Here is a 19679-nt window from a genome sequence, read left to right on the forward strand (position 1 = left end):
ACGCAGTGGTCAAGTGCGCGCTGTCATGGATTTGTTGCGCGCTTTCCCTAAGGAACCGCTTTGACTCGTGGTGCAGATTGTTGTCACGATATGGACATAACCAATGAGGGAGACACCAGATGACCCGATTTCTGATGGGCACTGCTGCGCTGGCGCTGAGCGCGGGCATGGCATCCGCCGAATATACGCTGCATATTTTGCACACCAATGACATGCACAGCCGCATTGAATCGATCAACCGTTTCGATTCGACCTGCAATGCCGAGGGCGAAGCCGAAGGCGAATGCTTTGGGGGTGTGGCGCGGGTCAAGACGGCCATCGACGCCAAGAAGGCATCGCTCGACAACCAGAACGTCGTCGTACTGGACGCAGGCGATCCGTTTCAGGGCTCGCTCTTCTACACCACCTACAAGGGCGCGGCCGAGGCCGAGTTCATGGAGCAGATGGGCTATGATGCCATGGCCGTGGGCAACCACGAGTTCGACGATGGCCCGCAGGGCCTAGCCGATTTCATCGAGAAGGTCAGCTTCCCCGTCATCTCCGGCAACCTTGATCTGTCTGCCGAAGAAACGCTGAGCGGCAAGGTCGAAAATCATGTGGTGCTCGAAGTCGGCGGCAAGAAGATCGGCGTGATCTCCGCGCTGGCCACTGACACGGTCGAGACATCCTCGCCCGGCCCCAACGTCGTTTTCCAGGACGAAATCGAGGCGCTGCAAGCAGACGTCGCCACCCTGCAAGGCGAAGGGGTCGACATTATCATCGCACTCAATCACGTGGGCCTGAACAAAGACCTCGCGATTGCCGAGGCGGTCGATGGCATCGACGTGGTGATCGGCGGTCACAGCCATACGCTGATGTCCAATGACGATGCAGAAACACCGGCCTATCCCACCATGGTGGACGATGCAGCAGTGGCGCAGGCCTATGCCTACACCAAGTACCTGGGTCATCTGACGGTGACTTTTGATGACGACGGCAACGTGACTGCAGCCTCGGGTGATCCGATGCTGCTGGACGCTTCCGTTGAGCCCAACACTGATTTCCTTGCACGGATCGCAGAGATGGGCGCGCCCATCGAAGAGATGAAAACGCGGGTCGTGGCCGAAGCCGCTGAAGCCATCGAAGGCGGTCGCGACACGTGCCGCGCGATGGAATGCCCCATGGGCTCGCTCATTGCAGATGCGATGCTGGATCGGGTGAAGGATCAGGGGATCGAGATTGCGATCCAGAACGGTGGAGGCATTCGCGCATCCATTGACGCGGGCGAAGTGACCATGGGTGAGGTGCTGACCGTGCTGCCGTTCCAGAACACGCTGTCGACCTTCCAGGTGTCTGGTGCTGCTATCGTGGCTGCTCTTGAGAACGGAGTAGGCCAGATTGAGGATGGCGCCGGACGTTTCCCGCAGGTTGCGGGAATGAGCTATGCCTTTGACGTGGCAAAGCCCGCTGGTGAGCGGGTTAGTGATGTCATGGTCGGCGACGCGCCCATCGACATGGACAAACTCTATGGCGTGGTCAGCAACAACTACGTGCGCAATGGCGGCGACGGATATGCGATGTTCGTGGATGCGGAAAATGCCTATGATTTCGGCCCGGATCTCGCAGACGTGACAGCTGAGTATCTGGCCGCGCAAGGGCCGTTCACGCCCTACACCGATGGTCGGATCACGGCCAAGTAATCTGAAAGGGCGCAGGACACCTGCGCCTTACAGGATCAAGAGTAAGGCGGAGTTGATGCTCCGCCTTATTTTTTTTGTACCCAATCGTAAGGCGCAGGTGTCCTCCGCCGCGCTGGCGGATCAAGATCCGCCTTACGGTTTTGGGATATACGAGATAGCGTCATCTGCATGTGTGGACGTTTTTCTATATCGCTGGCCCCTGAAGACATGTCCGAGATGTTTGCTGCGGTTGCTGCGAATGACATGCCCGACATACCCAACTTCAATGTCTGCCCGACCGACGCCGTACACACCGTTACCCACCAGCGTGGGCAGCGATGGCTGACCCCAATGCGGTGGGGGTTCATCCCGCATTGGTACAAGACACCCACCGAAGGTCCGCTGCTGATCAATGCGCGGGCCGAAACCATTGCCGAAAAACCCGCTTTCCGGGCCGCTTGTCGGGAACGGCGCGCCGTGATCCCGGCCTCTGGCTTCTATGAATGGACCCGGGAGGGTGATACGCGCTTGCCTTGGTACATCACCCGCAGCGATGGTGCGCCGCTCGTATTTGCAGCAGTTTGGCAGGAGTGGGCGCCAAAGGATCCCAACGGTGATCGAATTCGTACGGCAGCCATTGTGACTACTGCTGCCAACGCACCCATGTCGACCATCCACCACCGTATGCCCGTGGTTCTGGAGCCTGAGGATGTCGCACTTTGGTTAGGCGAAAAGGGCAAAGGGGCCGCCACGCTGATGCGTGCCACCCCTCATGATGCTCTGAAGTGGCATCGGGTTGATGCAGCGGTCAATTCGAACCGAGCGTCTGGTCCGGACCTCATCAACCCAATTGGCACTTAGTCGAGTGGTGCGTCTGCAAAACTCAGATTGCCCTCGACGAGGAAGGATCCATCCTCCTCTGAAATGGCATTGGCGTCGTAGAACGTGGTTTGTACGCCCTGTTCAACGACCATGGTCATGGATCCCTGATCCGCGATCGGACCAAGTGCCCAGCTCTCATGTTTCGAGATGATGTTGTGTTCCGAGCCGGTGAGGTTGGTGAATTTCACCGTGTCGCCCTCGTCAAGATACACAACCGACGGGAAATAAGCGTCCGGTAGGATCAGAACCTCGTGTTCAGCTGCAGAGACCGCGGTCGCAGCCGTCAGCGTGGCCAGAACGGCCCCAATTTGCATCGCGCGCTTCATGCCAGCACTCCTTTTGCTTCGGCCCCACCCGGAAGACAGAATCGTATCTGTTGTCTATGAGTGGAGAATGAGGCCGAATTGGGGCAGGCTTGCGTCCAGCCTGGGGCATGTCACCCGAATTGGTCTGGCCCCAAGTGCCAATGACGCATGGCGTTGCCAGTCTTGCCGCACTACATACCGATTGAAAGACATGCCGATCCGGCACACGCAGATGGATGGAGGACCCTATGAACGTCGAGACAAAGATCCTGAAGGCCAAGGATGCGCCGGACCTCGGGTCCTTTGACTGGTCCGATCCGCTGCGCCTGTCCGATCAGTTGAGCGAAGACGAACGCATGATCCAGGCCTCTGCCCACGCCTACGCCCAGGAAAAACTGGCGCCCCGTGTGGTCAGTGCTTTTGCCGATGAGACGACGGATGCGGGTATCTTCCGCGAGATGGGGGACATGGGTCTTTTGGGGGTGACACTGCCCGAAGAGTATGGCGGGCTTGGCGGCTCGTATGTCTCGTACGGTCTGGTCGCGCGCGAGGTCGAGCGGGTCGACAGCGGGTATCGGTCCATGATGTCGGTACAATCCTCGCTCGTCATCTATCCGATCTATGCGTACGGATCAGAAGAACAGCGCAAGAAATACCTGCCTAAACTGGCGTCGGGCGAGTGGATTGGGTGTTTTGGCCTGACGGAACCTGACGCAGGCAGTGACCCGGCCGGTATGAAGACCACGGCCAAGAAAACCGAAGGCGGCTATGTGTTGAACGGGTCCAAGATGTGGATTTCGAATGCGCCGATTGCCGATGTGTTTGTGGTTTGGGCCAAGTCCGAAGAACACGACGGCAAGATCCGTGGCTTTGTCCTTGAGAAAGGCATGGCGGGCCTGTCCGCCCCCAAAATCGAAAACAAGCTTTCCTTGCGCGCCTCAATCACCGGTGAGATCGTGATGGAGAATGTGGAGGTGGGTGAGGACGCGCTGCTTCCCGATGTTCAGGGGCTCAAAGGGCCGTTTGGTTGTTTGAACCGCGCGCGCTATGGCATCTCGTGGGGTGCAATGGGCGCGGCCGAGTTCTGCTGGCACGCCGCGCGTCAATATGGGCTGGATCGCAAACAGTTCGGTAAGCCGTTGGCGCAAACGCAACTGTTCCAGAAAAAGCTGGCTGATATGCAGACCGAGATCACGTTGGGTTTGCAGGCCTCGTTGCAGGTGGGGCGTTTGATGGATGCGGCGCAGGCTGCGCCCGAGATGATCTCGATCGTGAAACGCAACAACTGCGGCAAGGCGCTGGAAATTGCGCGCGCGGCCCGAGACATGCATGGCGGGAACGGGATTTCCGGGGAGTTCCAGGTGATGCGCCACATGGTGAACCTTGAGACAGTGAACACCTATGAGGGCACCCATGACGTCCACGCCCTGATCCTTGGGCGCGCGCAGACAGGTTTGCAGGCATTTTTCTGACGACGCCCGGAAGACGCTTCCAAACAGGACCAGGGTCCGGGTTGCTGCCCGGTCCTGTGCCTTGCTGTAATCTGATTTCGCTTGCCTAGAGTGTCCGCAGATAGAAGCCAAAGATTGCAACGCCCGCATAAAACGGGACAGCAATGCCGAAGACAATGAATATGAATACACCGGCAGCTTTCATCAGCCGCATATCCTTGGCGTTTGGCGGAACATTGTGGAAGTTCAGGATGTCCATAATTGTGCTGCCTGCATTCCAAAAGCACAGCCCAAGTCCGGTCAAAAACGTCAAAAGCCCAACGCCCCAAATCATGATGCCTTCGGACAAGCCAACCAAGCGGCCCAAATCGATTGCTGACAGGGGGGCTGCATCTTTGACGGCGGCGCGCATCATTTGCGCACCGATCGCCGCCAGAGAGCCGAAAATCGCGTAGTTCCGGAGATACGTCCCAATGTAGTTCACTGTGTACGGGTTGGGGGTTTTGCCGTTGGTCTGCATACGGACGGTTTCCATTTTTGACTGGGGTGGCGCTTGACGCCGGACAAGTTGAGGCCAGGGTGCACGCCCAACTGTGCATAAGAGCATGATGCGTGCATTGACCCCGTGGACGCAGCGTGTCGTGCTGCTGAGGTCAGGTGTTCTCATTACTGGCTGAAACGCGACCGAGCGTCACGATGGTCCGCTGTTGTGAGTGAAGTCACGCTGATCGCCGCGCATTTCGTAAGGATTGCGTGGAATCCAACAGCCCGTTTGCAGATAATCCCACGATATTCCGTCACTCATTGAAACCTTGTTCGATTCGCCGAATTGAGGCGTGAACTCGGCATGGTGAAGCTCCATAAATGTCGGTACGCGGTGGGTGTACAGCGCGTGATCTGAGGCCGATGGTGAAAGTTTCATCGCATCCCTCGTATCCGCTGCGGTGCAGCAGGGATCGGGCGTGAGTACCCTCCCGTGCCCCGGCAAAGCTGCTGTCAAAAACTCTGAAAAAGAAGACTTTTTGCTTTGCAAAGCATCTCCGTTGGGTGCGCTGCATTGCAGCATTTCCGCTTGCCTATAAGTCAAGCGGTTAGCTAATCGAAGTGCCCAATGGAACAGTCATATGTTTGGATCTCAGACGGTTTTGCACACGTGTGCAAAAAACTGTTGCCAAGTCCCCAGCCCGGTGTCTAGCCTAAAACAACAACCTTTTGCCCGGGGGGTCTTATGGCAGAAATCCAGCTGCGTAACATCAATAAGCGGTGGGGCACTTTCGTGGGGGTCGATAACTTTGACCTGACCATCGCAGATGAGGAATTTCTGGTTCTGCTCGGACCATCAGGCTGCGGCAAGACGACGACGATGCGGATGATTGCAGGGCTTGAAGATGCCACCGAAGGCGACATCATGATCGATGGCAAGCGTGTCAACGATCTGGACCCGAAGGATCGGGACGTGGCGATGGTGTTCCAATCCTATGGTCTTTATCCGCACCTCAACGTCTATGAAAACATCCGCTTCCCACTGAAGGTGCGCAAGGTCGATCCGGCCTCGCACGACGAAAAGGTGCGCCGCGCCTCTGCCATGGTTGAGCTGGACGAATTTCTGCACCGCAAGCCCGCCGAGTTGTCGGGCGGTCAGCGTCAGCGTGTGGCACTTGCCCGCGCCATCGTGCGCGAGCCCAACGTGTTCCTCATGGACGAACCGCTGTCGAACCTCGATGCCAAGCTGCGCGTGTCGACCCGTGCCCAGATCAAGAACCTGAGCCACGAACTGAAGGTCACAACCGTCTACGTGACCCACGACCAGATCGAGGCGATGACGCTGGCCGACCGTGTCGTCGTGATGAAGCAGGGCAAGGTCCAACAGGTTGGCACGCCGACCGAGATTTACGATCGGCCCGCAAACACCTTTGTGGCCAGCTTCATCGGGTCGCCCGCCATGAACCTGATGGACGGTACGATCAGTGGGGGCACGTTTACGGGTGACAATGTCACGATCAGCGGTCTGACCGCGCCCGATGGTCCGACCACACTTGGCTTTCGGGCCGAGGACGCGGCGCTGGCCGAAAGTGACGGTCAGATCACCGCGCCCATCTACACGATCGAATTGCTTGGCGATGCCACCATGCTGACCGTCCGCGCGGGCGGACAGCTTGTGTCGATCAAGGCGCACAAAGAGTTCCGAGCCGAGATTGGCAACGCGGTGTCCTTCTCGGTTCCTGCGGGCATCTGCCACGCATTTGATACTTCTTCCGGCGAACGTCTTGCCTGAGGAACTTGTTTGTCCGGGGGCACCCGGGCGGACCAATCCGGCCAGTGCAGCCTTGCAAGATGCACTGGCGTCAAACACAACAGGGAGTCTGTAAATGTATTTGAAGAAACTGGCACTGGCGGGCGCTGTCTCGCTTCTGGGCACCACGGCCTTCGCCGCGTGTTCCTATGAAAACGAGGTGCCGCTCAAGTCGCTGACCGCCGGGTTCGAAGCGTGGAAGGCCGTGACCGATGCCATGGCCGAGTGCGGCAACTTCCAGGCCGAGCTGGATCAGGAATTCCGCACCAAGCAGCCCGCCGCATTTGAAGCGAACCCGTCGCTGTATCAAATCGGCGGTGTGTCAAACGGCACGATCACGCCGCTCTTGAACGCGGGCACCATTCGGCCGCTGGACGATCTGGTGGCGAAGTATGGTCAGAACCTGTCCCCCAATCAGTTGATCCGCGTGGATGGCAAGATCATGGCCGTGGCGATGATGGTGAACACGCAGCACCTGATGTATCGCAGCGACATTCTGGCGGATCTGGGCATCGACACCCCTACCACGTGGGACGAAGTGTTCGCTGCCGCCGATAAGATCAAGGAAGCGGGCGTTGTCGATCACGCCATTGGCGCGACCATGAAGTCCGGCTGGAACCTCGCCCAGGAATTCGTGAACATGTATCCGGGCTTTGGCGGGGCGTTCTTTAACGACGACAACACAGCTGCGGTGGATTCGGACGCTGGGATGAAGGCGCTGGAAGCCATGAAGAAGACACTGGACTACACCGATCCAGAGGTTCTGGTCAGTGACTCCACTTACGTTCAGCAGCAGTTCCAGCAGGGCAAGATCGCCATGGCGAACCTGTGGGCATCGCGGGCCGGTGCGATGGATGACGAGAATGAAAGTCAGGTTGTCGGCAAAGTATCAATGGCTGCGGCACCCATGGCGATGGGCGGCGGCGCGCCTGCCACGACCCTGTGGTGGGACGGTATTGTGATCGCCGCCAACATCACGGACGAGGAGGCGGACGCGGCCTTCCGTCTGGCGATGGAAGGGCTGGACACCGAGATGGTGCAGGGCGCAAACGAGGCCGCCATCTGGCTTGTGAACGGATACCAGCCCGGTCCATTGGCCGAGGGTGCTATTGCTACGGCAACGGCCAATCCCGCGCCGCCGGCCTATCCGTCGACCACTCAAATGGGTCTGCTGCACACGGCACTGGGCAACGAGTTGCCCGCGTTCCTGACGGGTGACCGTGATGCGGCGGCGACGCTTGCCGCTGTGGAAGAAGCCTACACCACCTCGGCCAAAGAGGCTGGCGTGTTGCAGTAAGCAGTTTTGGCTGGCCGAGGTGCATCCTCGGCCAGCCACTTCTTTGATGGGAACAGATGGCCATTGAGTTCAACCATATCGATGTGAGCGGCGGCTCTGCTGGATGCGCGGGTATCGCGCGTCTTGCCGAACGACCGGATACAAACTCGAGTGCGGTGAACGTGGTGATCGAATGCCAGGGCGATGTTGCCTTGCGCATGGTGGAAAGGACAGCAGCATGAAGTTCAAAACCTTCTTCTGGTTCGTGGCACCATCGGTGTTCATGATGCTGCTTTTCATCGCGGCGCCTCTGGTTTCGGTCTTCATCCAGTCATTCCAGATCACCCAACCTGTCATGCAGCAGATTGAGGTTGAAACCTGTACCCCTGGCTTTTTGACCCAGACCTGCACGACGGAAATCAAGACGGTTCCCGTGATCGATGGGGAAACGGGCAGGACGCAGACGACAACGGCATGGGTGGGTTTGCAGAGCTACAAAAACGTCTTGCAGATGGACAAATTCTGGGCCGCCATCGGCTCCGGGAACTGGGGTGACATCCTTCAGATCGACTTCTGGAAGGCGCTGCGCTTCACGTTGATGTACACGCTGGTCACACTGCCGCTAGTGGTGGGGGTTGGTTTGATGATCGCGTTGGCGGTCAACAACGCGGCCAAGGTGCTGCGCGGGCCGGTGATCTTTGTGTCGCTTCTGCCGTTCATTATCACGCCGGTGATCGGCGCGCTGTCGATCTATTGGCTGTTTGTCGGGGATGGCATTCTGACAGCAATGCTCGAGCGTTGGCTGGACCGCGACATCGCCATGTTTGCCCAGGCATGGACCATTGAGTTGCTCATATATTTCTACAGGGTCTGGCACGTGGCCCCGTTTGCCTTCGTGATTTTCTATGCGGGCCTGCAGACAGTGAACATGGATACGCTGGAAAGTGCGATCATTGACGGGGCCAACAGGTTCGAGCGGCTGCGCTACGTGATCGTGCCGCACCTGATGCCGCTTATTATCTTCATCGCGCTGATCCACCTGATGGATTGCTACCGTGCGTTCGATGAAATCATCGGCTTCCGTAGCGAGGCCTACGTGACGTCGCTGCAATGGCTGACCTTCGATTTCCTCACACCTGACGATGCGGGCAACCGGGCGATCAGCCGTGCGGCAGCCAGCGCCATGCTCACGATGATCGGGATCGTGTTCCTGCTGATCCTGCCGCTGCGCCGCACATGGCGCGACCACAAGGGAGGGGCGCACTGATGGCCTCGAAAGCTACTGCACAGCCGCTTTCGCTCAAGATTGGGTCTGGTGCGTTCCTCGCTTTCTGGTGCGTGCTGGCTGCTTTCCCAATCGCGTGGATCGCCGTCATGAGCGTGAAGTCCCCGCGCGACGCCTTTGCTGCGAGTGCGTGGGATGTGATTACCGGACCGGTTACACGGGACAGCGGCAATGGGTTGAGTTTCATTGATATCGCGCTTGGCCTTACCTTCCTGTTCTTCGTGGTGCGCTGGGCCTTTACGCGCCTGCCCAAGATGGTCACGCAATTCTCGCCCCCCGGTTTCATCGTGCTTGGTTGGCTTGTCGGTTCGGCTGTCTACGGCATCCTGTTCGTTCTGATCTTCTTTGGTGTGTTGCCTGCCGTCTTCGGTGCGCTCAACAGCATTGCCGGGCCGCTGGGCACACCGATCTTGGGCCTTACGACCGAACACTATGTGGCGGTTTGGGCTGAAAACCAGTTCTACCGCAACTTCATGAACTCCATGATTGTGACGGCCGGTGTTGTCACAATCTCGCTGACCGTGGGCACCCTTGCAGGGTACGGGCTGGCACGATCGGGATCGAACCTTGCTTTCTGGCTGCTGATCCTCGCGCTTGTCTTCCGTGCGCTGCCCCACTCGGTGCTGGTGGCGGGTTACTTGCCCTGGTTTATCAACTCGGCTGAGATACTGAGACCGATTTTCGGAGATCTGAGCCCAACGCTGTATGGCCAGCCTTGGGCGGTCATCGCGGTGCTGGTGTCCATCAATCAGCCCTTCACCATCTGGATGCTTCGGTCGTTCTTCCAGAACATCCCGAGTGAGCTGGACGAAGCAGCGCGAGTGGACGGCTGCTCTCACTTCCAGGCGTTTCGTCGAGTGATTATGCCGGTCATGTGGCCAGGAGTTATCACCACGGGGCTGTTCAGCTTCCTGTTGGGCTATAACGATTTCCTGGTGACGGCGCTGCTGCTTGATGCGCAGAACCAAACCATGGTTCCGGCCATCGCGGGCTACTTCAACCGTGAGACGACCACGACCGACCAGGTCGAAGCGGTCGCCGCCGCCGTGTCCATCACAGCGCCCTTGTTCCTGCTGGTCATGGTGTTCCAGCGCCAGATCGTGTCGGGCCTGACTGCGGGCGCGGTGAAGGGGTGATGATTTCTTCTGACTGAAAATACGACGGGGTTCGGGGCAGAGCCCCGGTTCGGCCCTATCACAAAGGAAACAACACTGATGAAAGGTTCCCGACCGGAACAAGCGGTACTGACCCGCGATACAGACATGACCAAGACCGACGAAACGCGCGCGGTCATTGAGGGTATGGTAGATGGTCTGAACGACCACCGCATTGACGATATTGGCCAGTTCTTTGCCCAGTCCTTCCGCTGGATGGGCAATACTGGCTGCGGCGCCAAGACCGGCCTGCAAGAGTTCCAGGACAATTGGCAACGCCCCTTTCAAGCGGCCTTTGCCGATAAGGTCTGTGTGGATGAGGCGCGGCTGTACATGGGGGAGTGGGCTGCGGCCTTTGGCCGACAGGAAGCCACCCATGCCGGAGAATTCATGGGGATTGCGCCCACCGGCAAGCGGATCGAGATCCGGTACATGGATTTCTGGAAGGTCGAAGAGGGTCGCATTACCGACAACTACGTGATGGTCGATTTTCCCCACGTCCTCGCCCAACTGGGGTGGGATGTATTTGATGGTGAAGGCTGGGAAGCCTTCGATCGCGGCGACAAGATCCCGCCGCGCCCGGATGTATGAGGTGACGAGATGACAATCGAATATTTGAGACGCGGCAAGCCCGAGGCGGAGCGGGCTGAAGACGACGCCAAGACACGGGCCATCGTGGAGGCGACGCTGGCCGATATCGAGGCGCGCGGGGATGCGGCGGTGCGGGATCTGTCGGAGAAGTTTGACAGCTACAGCCCCGGCAGTTTTCGCCTGACGCAATCCGAGATCGACGCGCTGATGGCAGAACTGACCCCGCGCGAGATGGAGGACATCAAGTTCGCGCAGCAACAGGTCCGCGACTTTGCGCAAGCACAGCGGGATTCGATGCTGGATATCGAGGTCGAGACGATGCCGGGCGTGATCTTGGGCCACAAGAACATCCCTGTTCAATCAGTGGGCTGCTATGTGCCAGGGGGCAAGTTCCCCATGGTGGCGTCCGCTCATATGTCAGTGGCTACGGCGTCCGTCGCCGGTGTGCCGCGCATCATCGCTTGTACCCCACCGTGGCAGGGCAAACCAAACCCCGCCGTGATTGCCGCGATGCACTTGGGCGGAGCCCACGAAATCTATGTGATGGGCGGTATTCAGGCCGTTGGTGCCATGGCCATCGGGACCGAGACCCTTGACCCGGTGCATATGCTGGTTGGCCCGGGCAACGCCTTTGTCGCCGAGGCTAAGCGGCAGCTTTTTGGCCGGGTGGGTATCGACCTGTTCGCGGGTCCGACCGAGACGATGGTGATAGCCGACGAGACTGTGGATGCAGAGATGTGTGCCACGGACCTGCTGGGGCAGGCGGAACACGGTTACAACTCGCCTGCTGTTCTGCTCACCAATTCGCGCAAGTTGGCGGATGAAACGGCTGCTGAAATCGAGCGTATCCTCGGTATCTTGCCCACAGCCGATACGGCACGCAAAAGCTGGGAGGACTACGGTGAGATCATCCTGTGCGATACCTATGATGAGATGTTGGAAGTGGCCGACGACGCAGCATCCGAGCACGTGCAAGTGATGACAGATCGCGACGACTGGTTCCTCGAACACATGACCTGCTATGGCGCGCTGTTCCTTGGCCCTCGCACCAATGTGGCTAATGGCGACAAGGTGATTGGCACCAATCACACGTTGCCAACGAAAAAGGCTGGTCGTTACACCGGTGGTCTGTGGGTTGGAAAGTATCTCAAGACGCACAGCTACCAGAAGGTCACCACGGACGAGGCCGCGGCAGAGATCGGGGCTTACGGTTCACGGCTTTGCATGCTCGAAGGGTTCGTGGGACATGCCGAACAGTGCAATCTGCGGGTTCGTCGCTATGGCGGCATCAACGTACCGTACGGCGAGGGCGCACCGACACGTGATGCGGCAGAGTAGGCACAGGCCTAGCAACAATTCTGGACAGGGATAAGATGGATCCTCACTCGCGGCACAAGGCCCTGATCGCACCTCTCCGACAGGCTTTGTACGACTTTGACCTGGGCGCTGTGCGGGCGCAGTTGCATACCCTATGCGCGCCTGAAGCTGTGTTCCGCATCGCTTTTCCGTTCGAAAGTGTGACGGGTGTGGATGCGCATGTGGACCGGGCTTGTGGTGCGTTGGCCACGGCATGGCCTGACCTTGAGCGGCGGGACACCATCGTGATTGCCGGGCCAACACCGGACGGTGCGGATTGGGTCGGCTGCGGTGGTTACTACACCGGCACATTCGCGGCCCCGTGGCTCGATATCCCGCCGACGGGCCATATCGTCCACATGCGGTTTCACGAATTCTACCGTTTCGAGAATGACAAGATCGTCGAGATGCAGGCCCTTTGGGACATTCCAGAGGTGATGATGCAGGCGAACGCCTGGCCGATGGTGCCATCGTTGGGTCGTGAATGGCATGTGCCGGGGCCCGCCTCTTGCGACGGTCTTGTTCAAGGACCACGTGATGATGTGACCAGTGACGCATCCTGCCAGCACATCATCGACATGTTGGATCATCTCAAGAAACACCCAAGCCAGGGTGGGCCTGAAGTGATGGAGATGGAGCGGTTCTGGCACCCCAAGATGATGTGGTATGGGCCAAGCGGTATCGGGTCGGGGCGCGGCATCTCGGGGTTCCGCGACTGGCATCAGATTCCTTTCCTGAATGGCATGCCGGATCGCGGGAAATACGTTGACGAGATCGCCTACCACTTCTTCGGTGATGGGCCTTTTGCGGCGGTAACGGGCTGGCCGGACATGTATCAAACCATCACCCATGATGGATGGTTGGGCATCCCGCCCGTGAACAAGCGGATCGAAATGCGCAGTCTGGACTTCTGGCGCCTCGAAAAGGGATTGATCCGAGAGAACTGGGTCATGGTCGATCTGTTGCACATGTATGATCAGATCGGTGTCGATGTTCTGGCCCGGATGCGCGAATTCAACAAAGCGCGCGTGGGCTTCGATCCTGAAACAGGGCGGGCGACATGACCCTGATCGTTCATGGGCGCGCGACGTCATCCAATGTGCAGGCGGTGATGTGGGGTGCGGCTGAATTGGGCCTTGTCGTTGAGCGCAAGGACGTAGGGGGGCGGTTTGGTGGAACCGACACGCCTGCCTTTCGACGGATGAATCCGATGGGGCTGGTACCAGTGCTGGAAGATGGCGACACCGTGATGTTCGAGAGCGCCGCAATCCTGCGGTATCTTGTTTCCAAAGATGGTGCAACTGGCCTAAAGACCTCGCCGCGCGACGATATGTGGGCGGAATGGGCGAAGAACACGCTTTGTCGGTCGTTCACTGTTCCGCTGTTCTGGACGTTCTACCGGACGCCCGAGGCGAAGCGGGACATGGTGGCCGTTGAAGCGGCCCTGCGCCAATTCGAAACTTATCTTTCCATGGCGATGGCGGAACGACGTATGCGCGATTGGATTTCCGGGTCCGCTCACGGTCTTGCTGATATCTGGGCTGGCCATGTTCTCTATCGTTACTTCACGCTGGATCTTGACCGGCAGGTGCCTGCGGGCGCGCAAGACTACTACGACGCCTTGACCGCGCGGCCTGCGTATCGGACGCATGTGATGGTGGATTATTCTGAATTGAAAGGGAGGCTGTCGTTTTGACCGAACTGCCCCGTACCCCATCCTTTGATCTGTCCGGCAAGCGCGCGCTTGTGACAGGCGCGTCGTCCGGCATTGGCCTTGGCTGCGCTGTGGCACTGGCCGAGGCGGGCGCACACGTGGTCTGTGCTGCGCGCCGCGCGGCTGCTTTGGCCGATGTGGTGTCTGCCATGACCGATCAGGGTTGGAGTGCTGAAGCCATGCCACTTGATCAGTCTGATATCGATGCGGTCAACGCAGCTTTTGACGAACCATATGATATCGTTCTGAACTCTGCGGGGCTGGCGCGCCATGGCCCGTCCATGGAGACGAACCCGGATGACTTCGACGCAGTGGTTGGTATCAACTTCAAGGGGGCCTATTTTTTGTCCACGGCGGCTGCGCGGGCGCTCACAAAGGCAGGCAAGCCCGGATCGATCATCCACATCTCCTCCCAAATGGGCCATGTGGGGGGGATCGATCGTGCTGTGTACTGCGCTACGAAACATGGGGTCGAGGGGATGGTCAAAGCCATGTCCATCGAATGGGGCAAAGCGGGCATCCGCATCAACACTGTCTGCCCGACCTTCGTGCGCACAGCATTCACCGAGAAGTCGTTCCAAGACCCCGAGCGCTATGCGTGGATCATGGACAAGATCAAGCTGCCCCGCGTGGCAGAGGTCGAGGATATCATGGGGGCCGTGCTATTTCTGGCCTCGGATGCGTCGGCCATGGTCACCGGCACCTCGATGCTGATCGACGGCGGGTGGACGGCGGACTGATGCGGGACCCAATGAAGCAGCCCGCAAATGATCTTGAAAAGCGTATGCAAAAACGCGCTGAAGAGGCTTGGGCGACCATGTCATCCGACGTGGTATTTGCCCTTCGAAAGCGGCTATTTCAGATGAATCCGATCAATGCAATCAAGGAAGTTGGGACACATTACCGCGATGGCGCATGGTCAATCACGCCATTTCCCGGCGCGTCGGGATTTGGCGAGCTTGGCTTGAGCGGATGCAAGTACATTCATGACAAACTCTGTGAGCGGGGAGACTGATGCCAGACAAGGTGACAGCACTTGATGTCGCCGAACGGGCGGGCGTGTCCCGCTCGGCTGTTAGTCGTGTCTTCACCCCCGGTGCCTCAGTGTCCAAGCGCACTGCCGACAAGGTGCGGCAAGTGGCGGATGATCTGGGCTATCGGCCCAATGTGCTGGCCCGCAGCCTGATCACCGGGCGCAGCCGCATCATTGGTCTCGTCGTTGCCTATCTGGAAAACCATTTCTATCCCGAAGCCATCGAACGGCTCAGCCGCAAACTGCAGGAGCAGGGCTATCACGTTCTTGTTTTCCTCTCCTCCAACAGTGGGGAGGAGGCGGACGAGGTTATGGCTGAATTGCTCGACTATCAGGTGGACGGCATCATTGCCGCCAGCGTGGGCATGTCCAACGATCTCACGCAGCGGTGCGAGGCGGCAGGCATTCCCATCGTTCTGTTTAATCGGGCGCAGGATGATGATCGGCTATCTGCCGTGACCTCTGACAACTACCATGGTGGGCGCAAGCTGGCCGAGTTGTTGGTGGCGGGTGGGCACACGCGTATCGCCCATGTTGCGGGGTGGGAGGGCGCTTCGACCCAGCGCGACCGCGAGGCTGGGTTTGTCGCGGGGCTTCAAGCCGCCGGTCAGACGCTCTTTGCCCGTGGGGTGAGTGACTTCAATTTCGAACAGGCAAAGGATGTTGCACGCGAGATGTTTGCAGAGCCGGACCGTCCCGATGCTGTCTTTTGCGCCAATGATCACATGGCCTTTGCGGTCATGGATGTTTTGCGGTTCGAATTGGGGCTGAGCGTTCCGCGGGATGTTTCCGTCGTGGGCTATGACGACGTCACCCTTGCGGCGTGGCCGAGCTATGACCTGACCACCGTGCGCCAACCTGCCGGGCAGATGGCCGAAGCCACGGTCGATATTCTGATGGACCGGCTTGCCGATCCCGACACCAAACCCCGCCGCGTCGCGCTGGACGGACCGCTGGTCTTGCGCGGGTCGGCTTGTATACCCAAAGGATGGACCTCATGAAGGGTTTTTCGGACCGGTGGAAGGATTTCCCCGACTACATCATCGGCATCACCAAGGAGATCTGGGAAGATCGCGGCATTGCGACCCTGCATCACTACTACAGCCCTGACATCGTTGTGCGGTCGCCCGGGTCCGTTGTGATCGGCAATGAGAAGGTGATTGGGGCCACCATGGCGACCCTGGCCGAGTTTCCCGACCGGACGCTGCTGGGTGAGGACGTGATTTGGAGCGGAACGCCGGAGGAGGGCATGCTGTCCTCGCACCGCATCTTCTCGACCGCGACCCACATGGCGGATGGTGTCTATGGTAAAGCGTCGGGAAAGACCCTGCAGTATCGCATCATCGCCGATTGCCATGCCATCAACGACCAGATCAACGACGAATGGTTGATCCGCGACCAGACCGCTATTGTGAACCAGATAGGGTGGGAGGCCAAAGCCTATACCGCAGATCTGATCGAGCGCGAGGGCGGGATGGAGAATGCGGTGCGTCCGTTGACACCTGTGACGGACCGGTCCGGACCCTACAAGGGGCGGGGCAATGACAACGAGTGGGGTGCGAAATACGCCGACATCCTGACACGGATCATGGGTGCGGATATGGCGGCAATTCCCTCTGAGTATGATCGTGCCGTACAATCCGAGTATCCCGGCGGAGTGACAGGTCATGGCACCGGTCCGGTGGATCGGTTCTGGATGGGCCTGCGTGCGTCCTTTCCCGACGCCACATTCACCATCGACCATCAGATTGGGCGAGATGACGATATGATGCCGCCGCGCGCTGCCATCCGCTGGGCGTTGCATGGCAAGCATGACGGTTGGGGCTATTTCGGTACGCCCACAGGGGCTGAAGTCTATGTGCTGGGCATTTCTCATGCCGAGTTCGGGCCATGGGGTTTGCGCCGCGAATATGCGTTGTTTGATGAAACGGCGATCTGGAAACAGATCCTGCTGCAGACGGGGTGACCCATGGATCGCTACGATCATCTGATGTTCACTGATGCCGTGAAGGCGCTGCAAGAGGCAGATGGCTCGGCCGAAATGTATGCGCGCAGCTACGGCGCGCGCACGCATGGCCTGTCAGCGGATGAGGTTGCGTTCGTTGCCTCGCGCACCTCATTCTACATGGCGACGGTCTCTGAAACCGGATGGCCCTACATCCAGCATCGGGGTGGGCCTGCTGGGTTTCTGAAGGTGCTTGATGATCACACGCTCGCTTTTGCGGACTATCGCGGGAACAAACAGCATATCAGCGAGGGCAATCTGGCTGGCGACGATCGTGTTTCAATGTTCCTGATGGACTACCCTCGCAAGGCGCGGATGAAGCTGCAAGGGCGCGCGACGTTTGCACAAGCACAAGACAATCCCGACCTTGCGGAGCAACTGGCGGTGGACGGGCAGGGTCGTGTTGAGCGTCTGGTGACCATCCGGCTTGAAGCCTTTGACTGGAACTGCCCCCAGTTCATTACACCGCGTTTCGATGCGTCTGAAATTGCGCAACTGGTTGGACCGGAGATGGACAAGTTAACCGCGCGAATTGCTGAGTTGGAAGTCGAGAACGCGAAGCTGAAAGGGCAAGGATGACGGATCTGTACCGTGCCACCGAACGCCTGATGGGAATGCAGGACGCTGATTGGCGGCGTCACGCAAATCCGTTGAGCGTCTGGACACGGTTTTCATGCCTGCCGCTGATTGTTCTGGCCATCTATGCCCGCCAGTGGATCGGCTGGTGGTGCATACCGCTGATCTTGCTCGCGATGGCTTGGACATGGATCAATCCGCGCGCCTTTCCGCCACCTGTCGATTTCGGGTCGTGGGCGTCGCGGGGCACTTTGGGCGAACGCATCTTTCTGGCCCGTGACCAATACGAGGTTCCGGCCCATCACACGCGTATGGCCAATGTGCTGACAATGCTGTCCGCTTTGGGGGTGTTGCCACTCATTTACGGCCTGATCTTTTTGAACCCGTGGGCAACGGCGCTCGGTTTGGTCGCGACCATCTTGCCCAAGGTCTGGTTCGTTGACCGTATGGTCTGGGTTCACGCCGACATCACCAAAACCACACCGGGTGATCCGTTGCCCGATGCAACTCTCCCACATGAAAGGACCCCTACATGACCCCCGCCGAGATGGAGCCGCGCATCGTGCGCTATGGCGACCTGATGCCGTGCAAAACTGCGTTCATTGACGCGCACACGCCGGGTTCGGACCAAAAGGAAAACTTCACCATCATCGGCGGCGGCGTGTCGGAGAGCCCGGATCAGCATGTCCACATCTCAATCCCGCATGGGTTCAACATCGGGGCAGCAGGACAGCCGCCGAAATGCCGCAACTCCCTGCACAGCCACCGCACGGCCGAGGTATTTTTTGTCTTGTCGGGCCGTTGGCGGTTCTTCTGGGGACGCTGGGGAACCGCGGGCGAAGTGGTTTTGGAAGAGGGTGACATAATCAATATTCCCACGGGCATCTTCCGCGGGTTTGAAAACATCGGCACCGACTACGGGATGATAATGGCGATCCTTGGCGGGGATGATGCTGGTGGCGGTGTGATCTGGGCCCCGCAGGTGATTGAGGACGCTGCGGATCACGGACTGGTACTGGGTGAGAATGGCAGCCTCTACGACACAAAGAAGGGCGAGAGCCTGCCCGACGGGGTGAACCCCATGCCTTTGCTGACCGAGGAGGAACTTAAGGAATACCCCGAAATGTCCCCCATGCAGGTCGTAGGAATGGGCGTGCGTCGCTATTGGGACATGGTGTGTCTGGCCAAGGATGCGCCCTGCAAGGTGATTGGTGAGACGGGTATCATCCGCGACAAACCGGGGTTCGAAGTGGACCTGATTACCCGCAGCAGCGCAAGTGACGCCATGCACAGCCATGACAAACCCTCTGTTTTGATGCCGATGCGGGGACATTGGCGCATCACGTGGGAGGGTGGTGCCACCACGTTTGCTCCGGGCGACACGATGAGTGTGCCAGAGAACCTGCCGCACAGCGTGGTGCCATCGATGACGGGGGAAACATCGCTGTATCATATCGTCGGCACGAACGATCCCGCTGGCCCCACGTGGACAGGATGACAGCGGGTCCTGATGATATACGCGGCGTCTATGACCGGCAGGCCGCTGTCTACGATGCCCAACGATCCCGCGCGTTGTTCGAGGCGCGCTGGCTTGCGCGCTTTGCCGCCGGGCTGGCGTCGGGCGCGCGGGTACTCGATCTGGGCTGTGGCACTGGCGAGCCCATAGCACGCTGGTTCAAGGCCGAGGGGTTCCACGTTACAGGCGTCGACTTCTCTGAGCCGATGCTCGACATCGCACGCCGCCGCTGGCCCGACGGGGATTGGCGGCAGGCCGATATGCGCCTCCTTGATCTCGGCGAAACCTTTGACGGCATTATCGGGTGGAACAGTTTCTTCCACCTGACCGCAGATGCGCAGCGCGGTTGCATTGGACGGATCGCTGGCCACCTTGAACCGGGTGGCATTCTGATGCTCACCGTCGGCCCTGACGCGGGCGAGGCGCACGGCGCCGTTGGCGGTGAGCCCGTCTATCACGCGTCACTGTCTCCTGCTGAATATGCCACATGCCTTGAGGCAAATAGTTTGCGTTTGACCGGTTTTTTGGCCGAAGACCCCGAGACCAACCGCCATTCCGTTCTGATGGCCCGCAAGATTTGAAGG

At 59.0% G+C, this 19679-nt stretch carries 23 protein-coding genes; 20 read left to right on the forward strand and 3 right to left on the reverse strand.

Going from position 1 to position 19679, the window contains the following annotated elements; genetic code table 11:
* The first annotated feature begins 119 nt into the window (after positions 1–119).
* On the forward strand, positions 120–1679 hold the full coding sequence (locus AC53L6_RS13640; protein WP_496908238.1) for a bifunctional metallophosphatase/5'-nucleotidase: 1560 nt from the start codon (positions 120–122) through the stop codon (positions 1677–1679).
* Between the two features lie 168 nt (positions 1680–1847).
* Positions 1848–2519 (forward strand): SOS response-associated peptidase, encoded by a 672-nt coding sequence (locus AC53L6_RS13645; RefSeq protein ID WP_496908239.1) that lies wholly within the window; start codon positions 1848–1850, stop codon positions 2517–2519.
* On the opposite strand, the gene AC53L6_RS13650 is transcribed toward AC53L6_RS13645, so the two are convergent.
* Positions 2516–2866 carry a cupredoxin domain-containing protein gene (locus AC53L6_RS13650; RefSeq protein WP_299201867.1) on the reverse strand — a complete coding sequence of 117 codons (351 nt, stop codon included), beginning with the start codon at positions 2864–2866 and terminating at the stop codon, positions 2516–2518. The genes AC53L6_RS13645 and AC53L6_RS13650 overlap by 4 nt on opposite strands.
* Positions 2867–3093: 227 nt before the next feature.
* Here AC53L6_RS13650 and AC53L6_RS13655 point away from each other — a divergent pair, with 227 nt between their 5' ends.
* Complete coding sequence (locus AC53L6_RS13655; RefSeq protein WP_496908240.1) at positions 3094–4317, forward strand: acyl-CoA dehydrogenase; 1224 nt, start codon at positions 3094–3096, stop codon at positions 4315–4317.
* Between the two features lie 85 nt (positions 4318–4402).
* On the opposite strand, the gene AC53L6_RS13660 is transcribed toward AC53L6_RS13655, so the two are convergent.
* On the reverse strand, positions 4403–4831 hold the full coding sequence (locus tag AC53L6_RS13660) for a hypothetical protein (protein ID WP_496908241.1): 429 nt from the start codon (positions 4829–4831) through the stop codon (positions 4403–4405).
* A 156-nt stretch (positions 4832–4987) separates the two neighbouring features.
* Positions 4988–5362, reverse strand: a complete 375-nt coding sequence (locus AC53L6_RS13665; protein WP_496908242.1) for a hypothetical protein — start codon at positions 5360–5362, stop codon at positions 4988–4990.
* 162 nt (positions 5363–5524) lie between these two features.
* Between AC53L6_RS13665 and AC53L6_RS13670 the strand changes: the two genes are divergently transcribed.
* The 17 genes from AC53L6_RS13670 (at position 5525) to AC53L6_RS13750 (ending at position 19676) form a co-directional block, all read left to right on the forward strand.
* Positions 5525–6571 carry an ABC transporter ATP-binding protein gene (locus AC53L6_RS13670; RefSeq protein WP_496908243.1) on the forward strand — a complete coding sequence of 349 codons (1047 nt, stop codon included), beginning with the start codon at positions 5525–5527 and terminating at the stop codon, positions 6569–6571.
* A gap of 94 nt (positions 6572–6665) precedes the next feature.
* Positions 6666–7886, forward strand: coding sequence for an ABC transporter substrate-binding protein (locus AC53L6_RS13675; RefSeq protein WP_496908244.1), 1221 nt, complete (start codon positions 6666–6668; stop codon positions 7884–7886).
* A gap of 56 nt (positions 7887–7942) precedes the next feature.
* The gene (locus tag AC53L6_RS13680) at positions 7943–8107 is read left to right on the forward strand and encodes a hypothetical protein (protein WP_496908245.1); all 165 of its coding nucleotides are present in this window, start codon (positions 7943–7945) and stop codon (positions 8105–8107) included.
* On the forward strand, positions 8104–9132 hold the full coding sequence (locus AC53L6_RS13685; protein ID WP_299599249.1) for a carbohydrate ABC transporter permease: 1029 nt from the start codon (positions 8104–8106) through the stop codon (positions 9130–9132). Before AC53L6_RS13680 ends, AC53L6_RS13685 begins: the two co-directional genes overlap by 4 nt.
* A complete protein-coding gene (locus tag AC53L6_RS13690) occupies positions 9129–10286 on the forward strand; it encodes a carbohydrate ABC transporter permease (RefSeq protein WP_496908514.1) in 1158 nt (385 codons plus the stop codon). The genes AC53L6_RS13685 and AC53L6_RS13690 overlap by 4 nt, the downstream gene beginning before the upstream one ends.
* 78 nt (positions 10287–10364) lie before the next feature.
* Positions 10365–10895 carry an ester cyclase gene (locus AC53L6_RS13695; protein ID WP_496908246.1) on the forward strand — a complete coding sequence of 177 codons (531 nt, stop codon included), beginning with the start codon at positions 10365–10367 and terminating at the stop codon, positions 10893–10895.
* Positions 10896–10904: 9 nt separating this feature from the next.
* A complete protein-coding gene (gene hisD, locus AC53L6_RS13700) occupies positions 10905–12233 on the forward strand; it encodes a histidinol dehydrogenase (protein WP_496908247.1) in 1329 nt (442 codons plus the stop codon).
* A 35-nt stretch (positions 12234–12268) separates the two neighbouring features.
* The gene (locus AC53L6_RS13705) at positions 12269–13315 is read left to right on the forward strand and encodes a nuclear transport factor 2 family protein (RefSeq protein ID WP_496908248.1); all 1047 of its coding nucleotides are present in this window, start codon (positions 12269–12271) and stop codon (positions 13313–13315) included.
* Positions 13312–13947: a glutathione S-transferase family protein gene (locus AC53L6_RS13710; RefSeq protein ID WP_496908249.1), complete on the forward strand. Its 636-nt coding sequence runs from the start codon at positions 13312–13314 to the stop codon at positions 13945–13947. The genes AC53L6_RS13705 and AC53L6_RS13710 overlap by 4 nt, the downstream gene beginning before the upstream one ends.
* The gene (locus AC53L6_RS13715) at positions 13944–14705 is read left to right on the forward strand and encodes an SDR family NAD(P)-dependent oxidoreductase (RefSeq protein ID WP_496908250.1); all 762 of its coding nucleotides are present in this window, start codon (positions 13944–13946) and stop codon (positions 14703–14705) included. Before AC53L6_RS13710 ends, AC53L6_RS13715 begins: the two co-directional genes overlap by 4 nt.
* A 44-nt stretch (positions 14706–14749) precedes the next feature.
* Positions 14750–14980, forward strand: a complete 231-nt coding sequence (locus tag AC53L6_RS13720; protein WP_472728715.1) for a hypothetical protein — start codon at positions 14750–14752, stop codon at positions 14978–14980.
* On the forward strand, positions 14980–15999 hold the full coding sequence (locus tag AC53L6_RS13725) for a LacI family DNA-binding transcriptional regulator (protein WP_496908251.1): 1020 nt from the start codon (positions 14980–14982) through the stop codon (positions 15997–15999). The genes AC53L6_RS13720 and AC53L6_RS13725 overlap by 1 nt, the downstream gene beginning before the upstream one ends.
* The gene (locus tag AC53L6_RS13730) at positions 15996–16964 is read left to right on the forward strand and encodes an ester cyclase (protein WP_496908252.1); all 969 of its coding nucleotides are present in this window, start codon (positions 15996–15998) and stop codon (positions 16962–16964) included. Before AC53L6_RS13725 ends, AC53L6_RS13730 begins: the two co-directional genes overlap by 4 nt.
* Before the next feature lie 3 nt (positions 16965–16967).
* The gene (locus AC53L6_RS13735) at positions 16968–17582 is read left to right on the forward strand and encodes a pyridoxamine 5'-phosphate oxidase family protein (RefSeq protein ID WP_496908253.1); all 615 of its coding nucleotides are present in this window, start codon (positions 16968–16970) and stop codon (positions 17580–17582) included.
* Positions 17579–18115, forward strand: coding sequence for a DUF6653 family protein (locus tag AC53L6_RS13740; protein WP_496908254.1), 537 nt, complete (start codon positions 17579–17581; stop codon positions 18113–18115). The genes AC53L6_RS13735 and AC53L6_RS13740 overlap by 4 nt, the downstream gene beginning before the upstream one ends.
* Positions 18112–19077 carry a cupin domain-containing protein gene (locus AC53L6_RS13745; protein ID WP_496908255.1) on the forward strand — a complete coding sequence of 322 codons (966 nt, stop codon included), beginning with the start codon at positions 18112–18114 and terminating at the stop codon, positions 19075–19077. The genes AC53L6_RS13740 and AC53L6_RS13745 overlap by 4 nt, the downstream gene beginning before the upstream one ends.
* Positions 19074–19676 carry a class I SAM-dependent DNA methyltransferase gene (locus AC53L6_RS13750; RefSeq protein ID WP_299769829.1) on the forward strand — a complete coding sequence of 201 codons (603 nt, stop codon included), beginning with the start codon at positions 19074–19076 and terminating at the stop codon, positions 19674–19676. The genes AC53L6_RS13745 and AC53L6_RS13750 overlap by 4 nt, the downstream gene beginning before the upstream one ends.
* The last annotated feature ends 3 nt before the right edge of the window (positions 19677–19679 follow it).

Source organism: Tateyamaria sp. LSS28 (assembly GCF_059611725.1).

Excerpts from the sequence above, each read along its gene's own strand:
- AC53L6_RS13640 (WP_496908238.1), top strand. The coding sequence starts at position 120 with ATGACCCGATTTCTGATGGGCACTGCTGCGCTGGCGCTGAGCGCGGGC.
- AC53L6_RS13645 (WP_496908239.1), top strand. The coding sequence starts at position 1,848 with ATGTGTGGACGTTTTTCTATATCGCTGGCCCCTGAAGACATGTCCGAG.
- AC53L6_RS13650 (WP_299201867.1), bottom strand. The coding sequence starts at position 2,866 with ATGAAGCGCGCGATGCAAATTGGGGCCGTTCTGGCCACGCTGACGGCT.
- AC53L6_RS13655 (WP_496908240.1), top strand. The coding sequence starts at position 3,094 with ATGAACGTCGAGACAAAGATCCTGAAGGCCAAGGATGCGCCGGACCTC.
- AC53L6_RS13660 (WP_496908241.1), bottom strand. The coding sequence starts at position 4,831 with ATGGAAACCGTCCGTATGCAGACCAACGGCAAAACCCCCAACCCGTAC.
- AC53L6_RS13665 (WP_496908242.1), bottom strand. The coding sequence starts at position 5,362 with ATGCTGCAATGCAGCGCACCCAACGGAGATGCTTTGCAAAGCAAAAAG.
- AC53L6_RS13670 (WP_496908243.1), top strand. The coding sequence starts at position 5,525 with ATGGCAGAAATCCAGCTGCGTAACATCAATAAGCGGTGGGGCACTTTC.
- AC53L6_RS13675 (WP_496908244.1), top strand. The coding sequence starts at position 6,666 with ATGTATTTGAAGAAACTGGCACTGGCGGGCGCTGTCTCGCTTCTGGGC.
- AC53L6_RS13680 (WP_496908245.1), top strand. The coding sequence starts at position 7,943 with ATGGCCATTGAGTTCAACCATATCGATGTGAGCGGCGGCTCTGCTGGA.
- AC53L6_RS13685 (WP_299599249.1), top strand. The coding sequence starts at position 8,104 with ATGAAGTTCAAAACCTTCTTCTGGTTCGTGGCACCATCGGTGTTCATG.
- AC53L6_RS13695 (WP_496908246.1), top strand. The coding sequence starts at position 10,365 with ATGAAAGGTTCCCGACCGGAACAAGCGGTACTGACCCGCGATACAGAC.
- hisD (WP_496908247.1), top strand. The coding sequence starts at position 10,905 with ATGACAATCGAATATTTGAGACGCGGCAAGCCCGAGGCGGAGCGGGCT.
- AC53L6_RS13705 (WP_496908248.1), top strand. The coding sequence starts at position 12,269 with ATGGATCCTCACTCGCGGCACAAGGCCCTGATCGCACCTCTCCGACAG.
- AC53L6_RS13710 (WP_496908249.1), top strand. The coding sequence starts at position 13,312 with ATGACCCTGATCGTTCATGGGCGCGCGACGTCATCCAATGTGCAGGCG.
- AC53L6_RS13720 (WP_472728715.1), top strand. The coding sequence starts at position 14,750 with ATGCAAAAACGCGCTGAAGAGGCTTGGGCGACCATGTCATCCGACGTG.
- AC53L6_RS13725 (WP_496908251.1), top strand. The coding sequence starts at position 14,980 with ATGCCAGACAAGGTGACAGCACTTGATGTCGCCGAACGGGCGGGCGTG.
- AC53L6_RS13730 (WP_496908252.1), top strand. The coding sequence starts at position 15,996 with ATGAAGGGTTTTTCGGACCGGTGGAAGGATTTCCCCGACTACATCATC.
- AC53L6_RS13735 (WP_496908253.1), top strand. The coding sequence starts at position 16,968 with ATGGATCGCTACGATCATCTGATGTTCACTGATGCCGTGAAGGCGCTG.
- AC53L6_RS13740 (WP_496908254.1), top strand. The coding sequence starts at position 17,579 with ATGACGGATCTGTACCGTGCCACCGAACGCCTGATGGGAATGCAGGAC.
- AC53L6_RS13745 (WP_496908255.1), top strand. The coding sequence starts at position 18,112 with ATGACCCCCGCCGAGATGGAGCCGCGCATCGTGCGCTATGGCGACCTG.
- AC53L6_RS13750 (WP_299769829.1), top strand. The coding sequence starts at position 19,074 with ATGACAGCGGGTCCTGATGATATACGCGGCGTCTATGACCGGCAGGCC.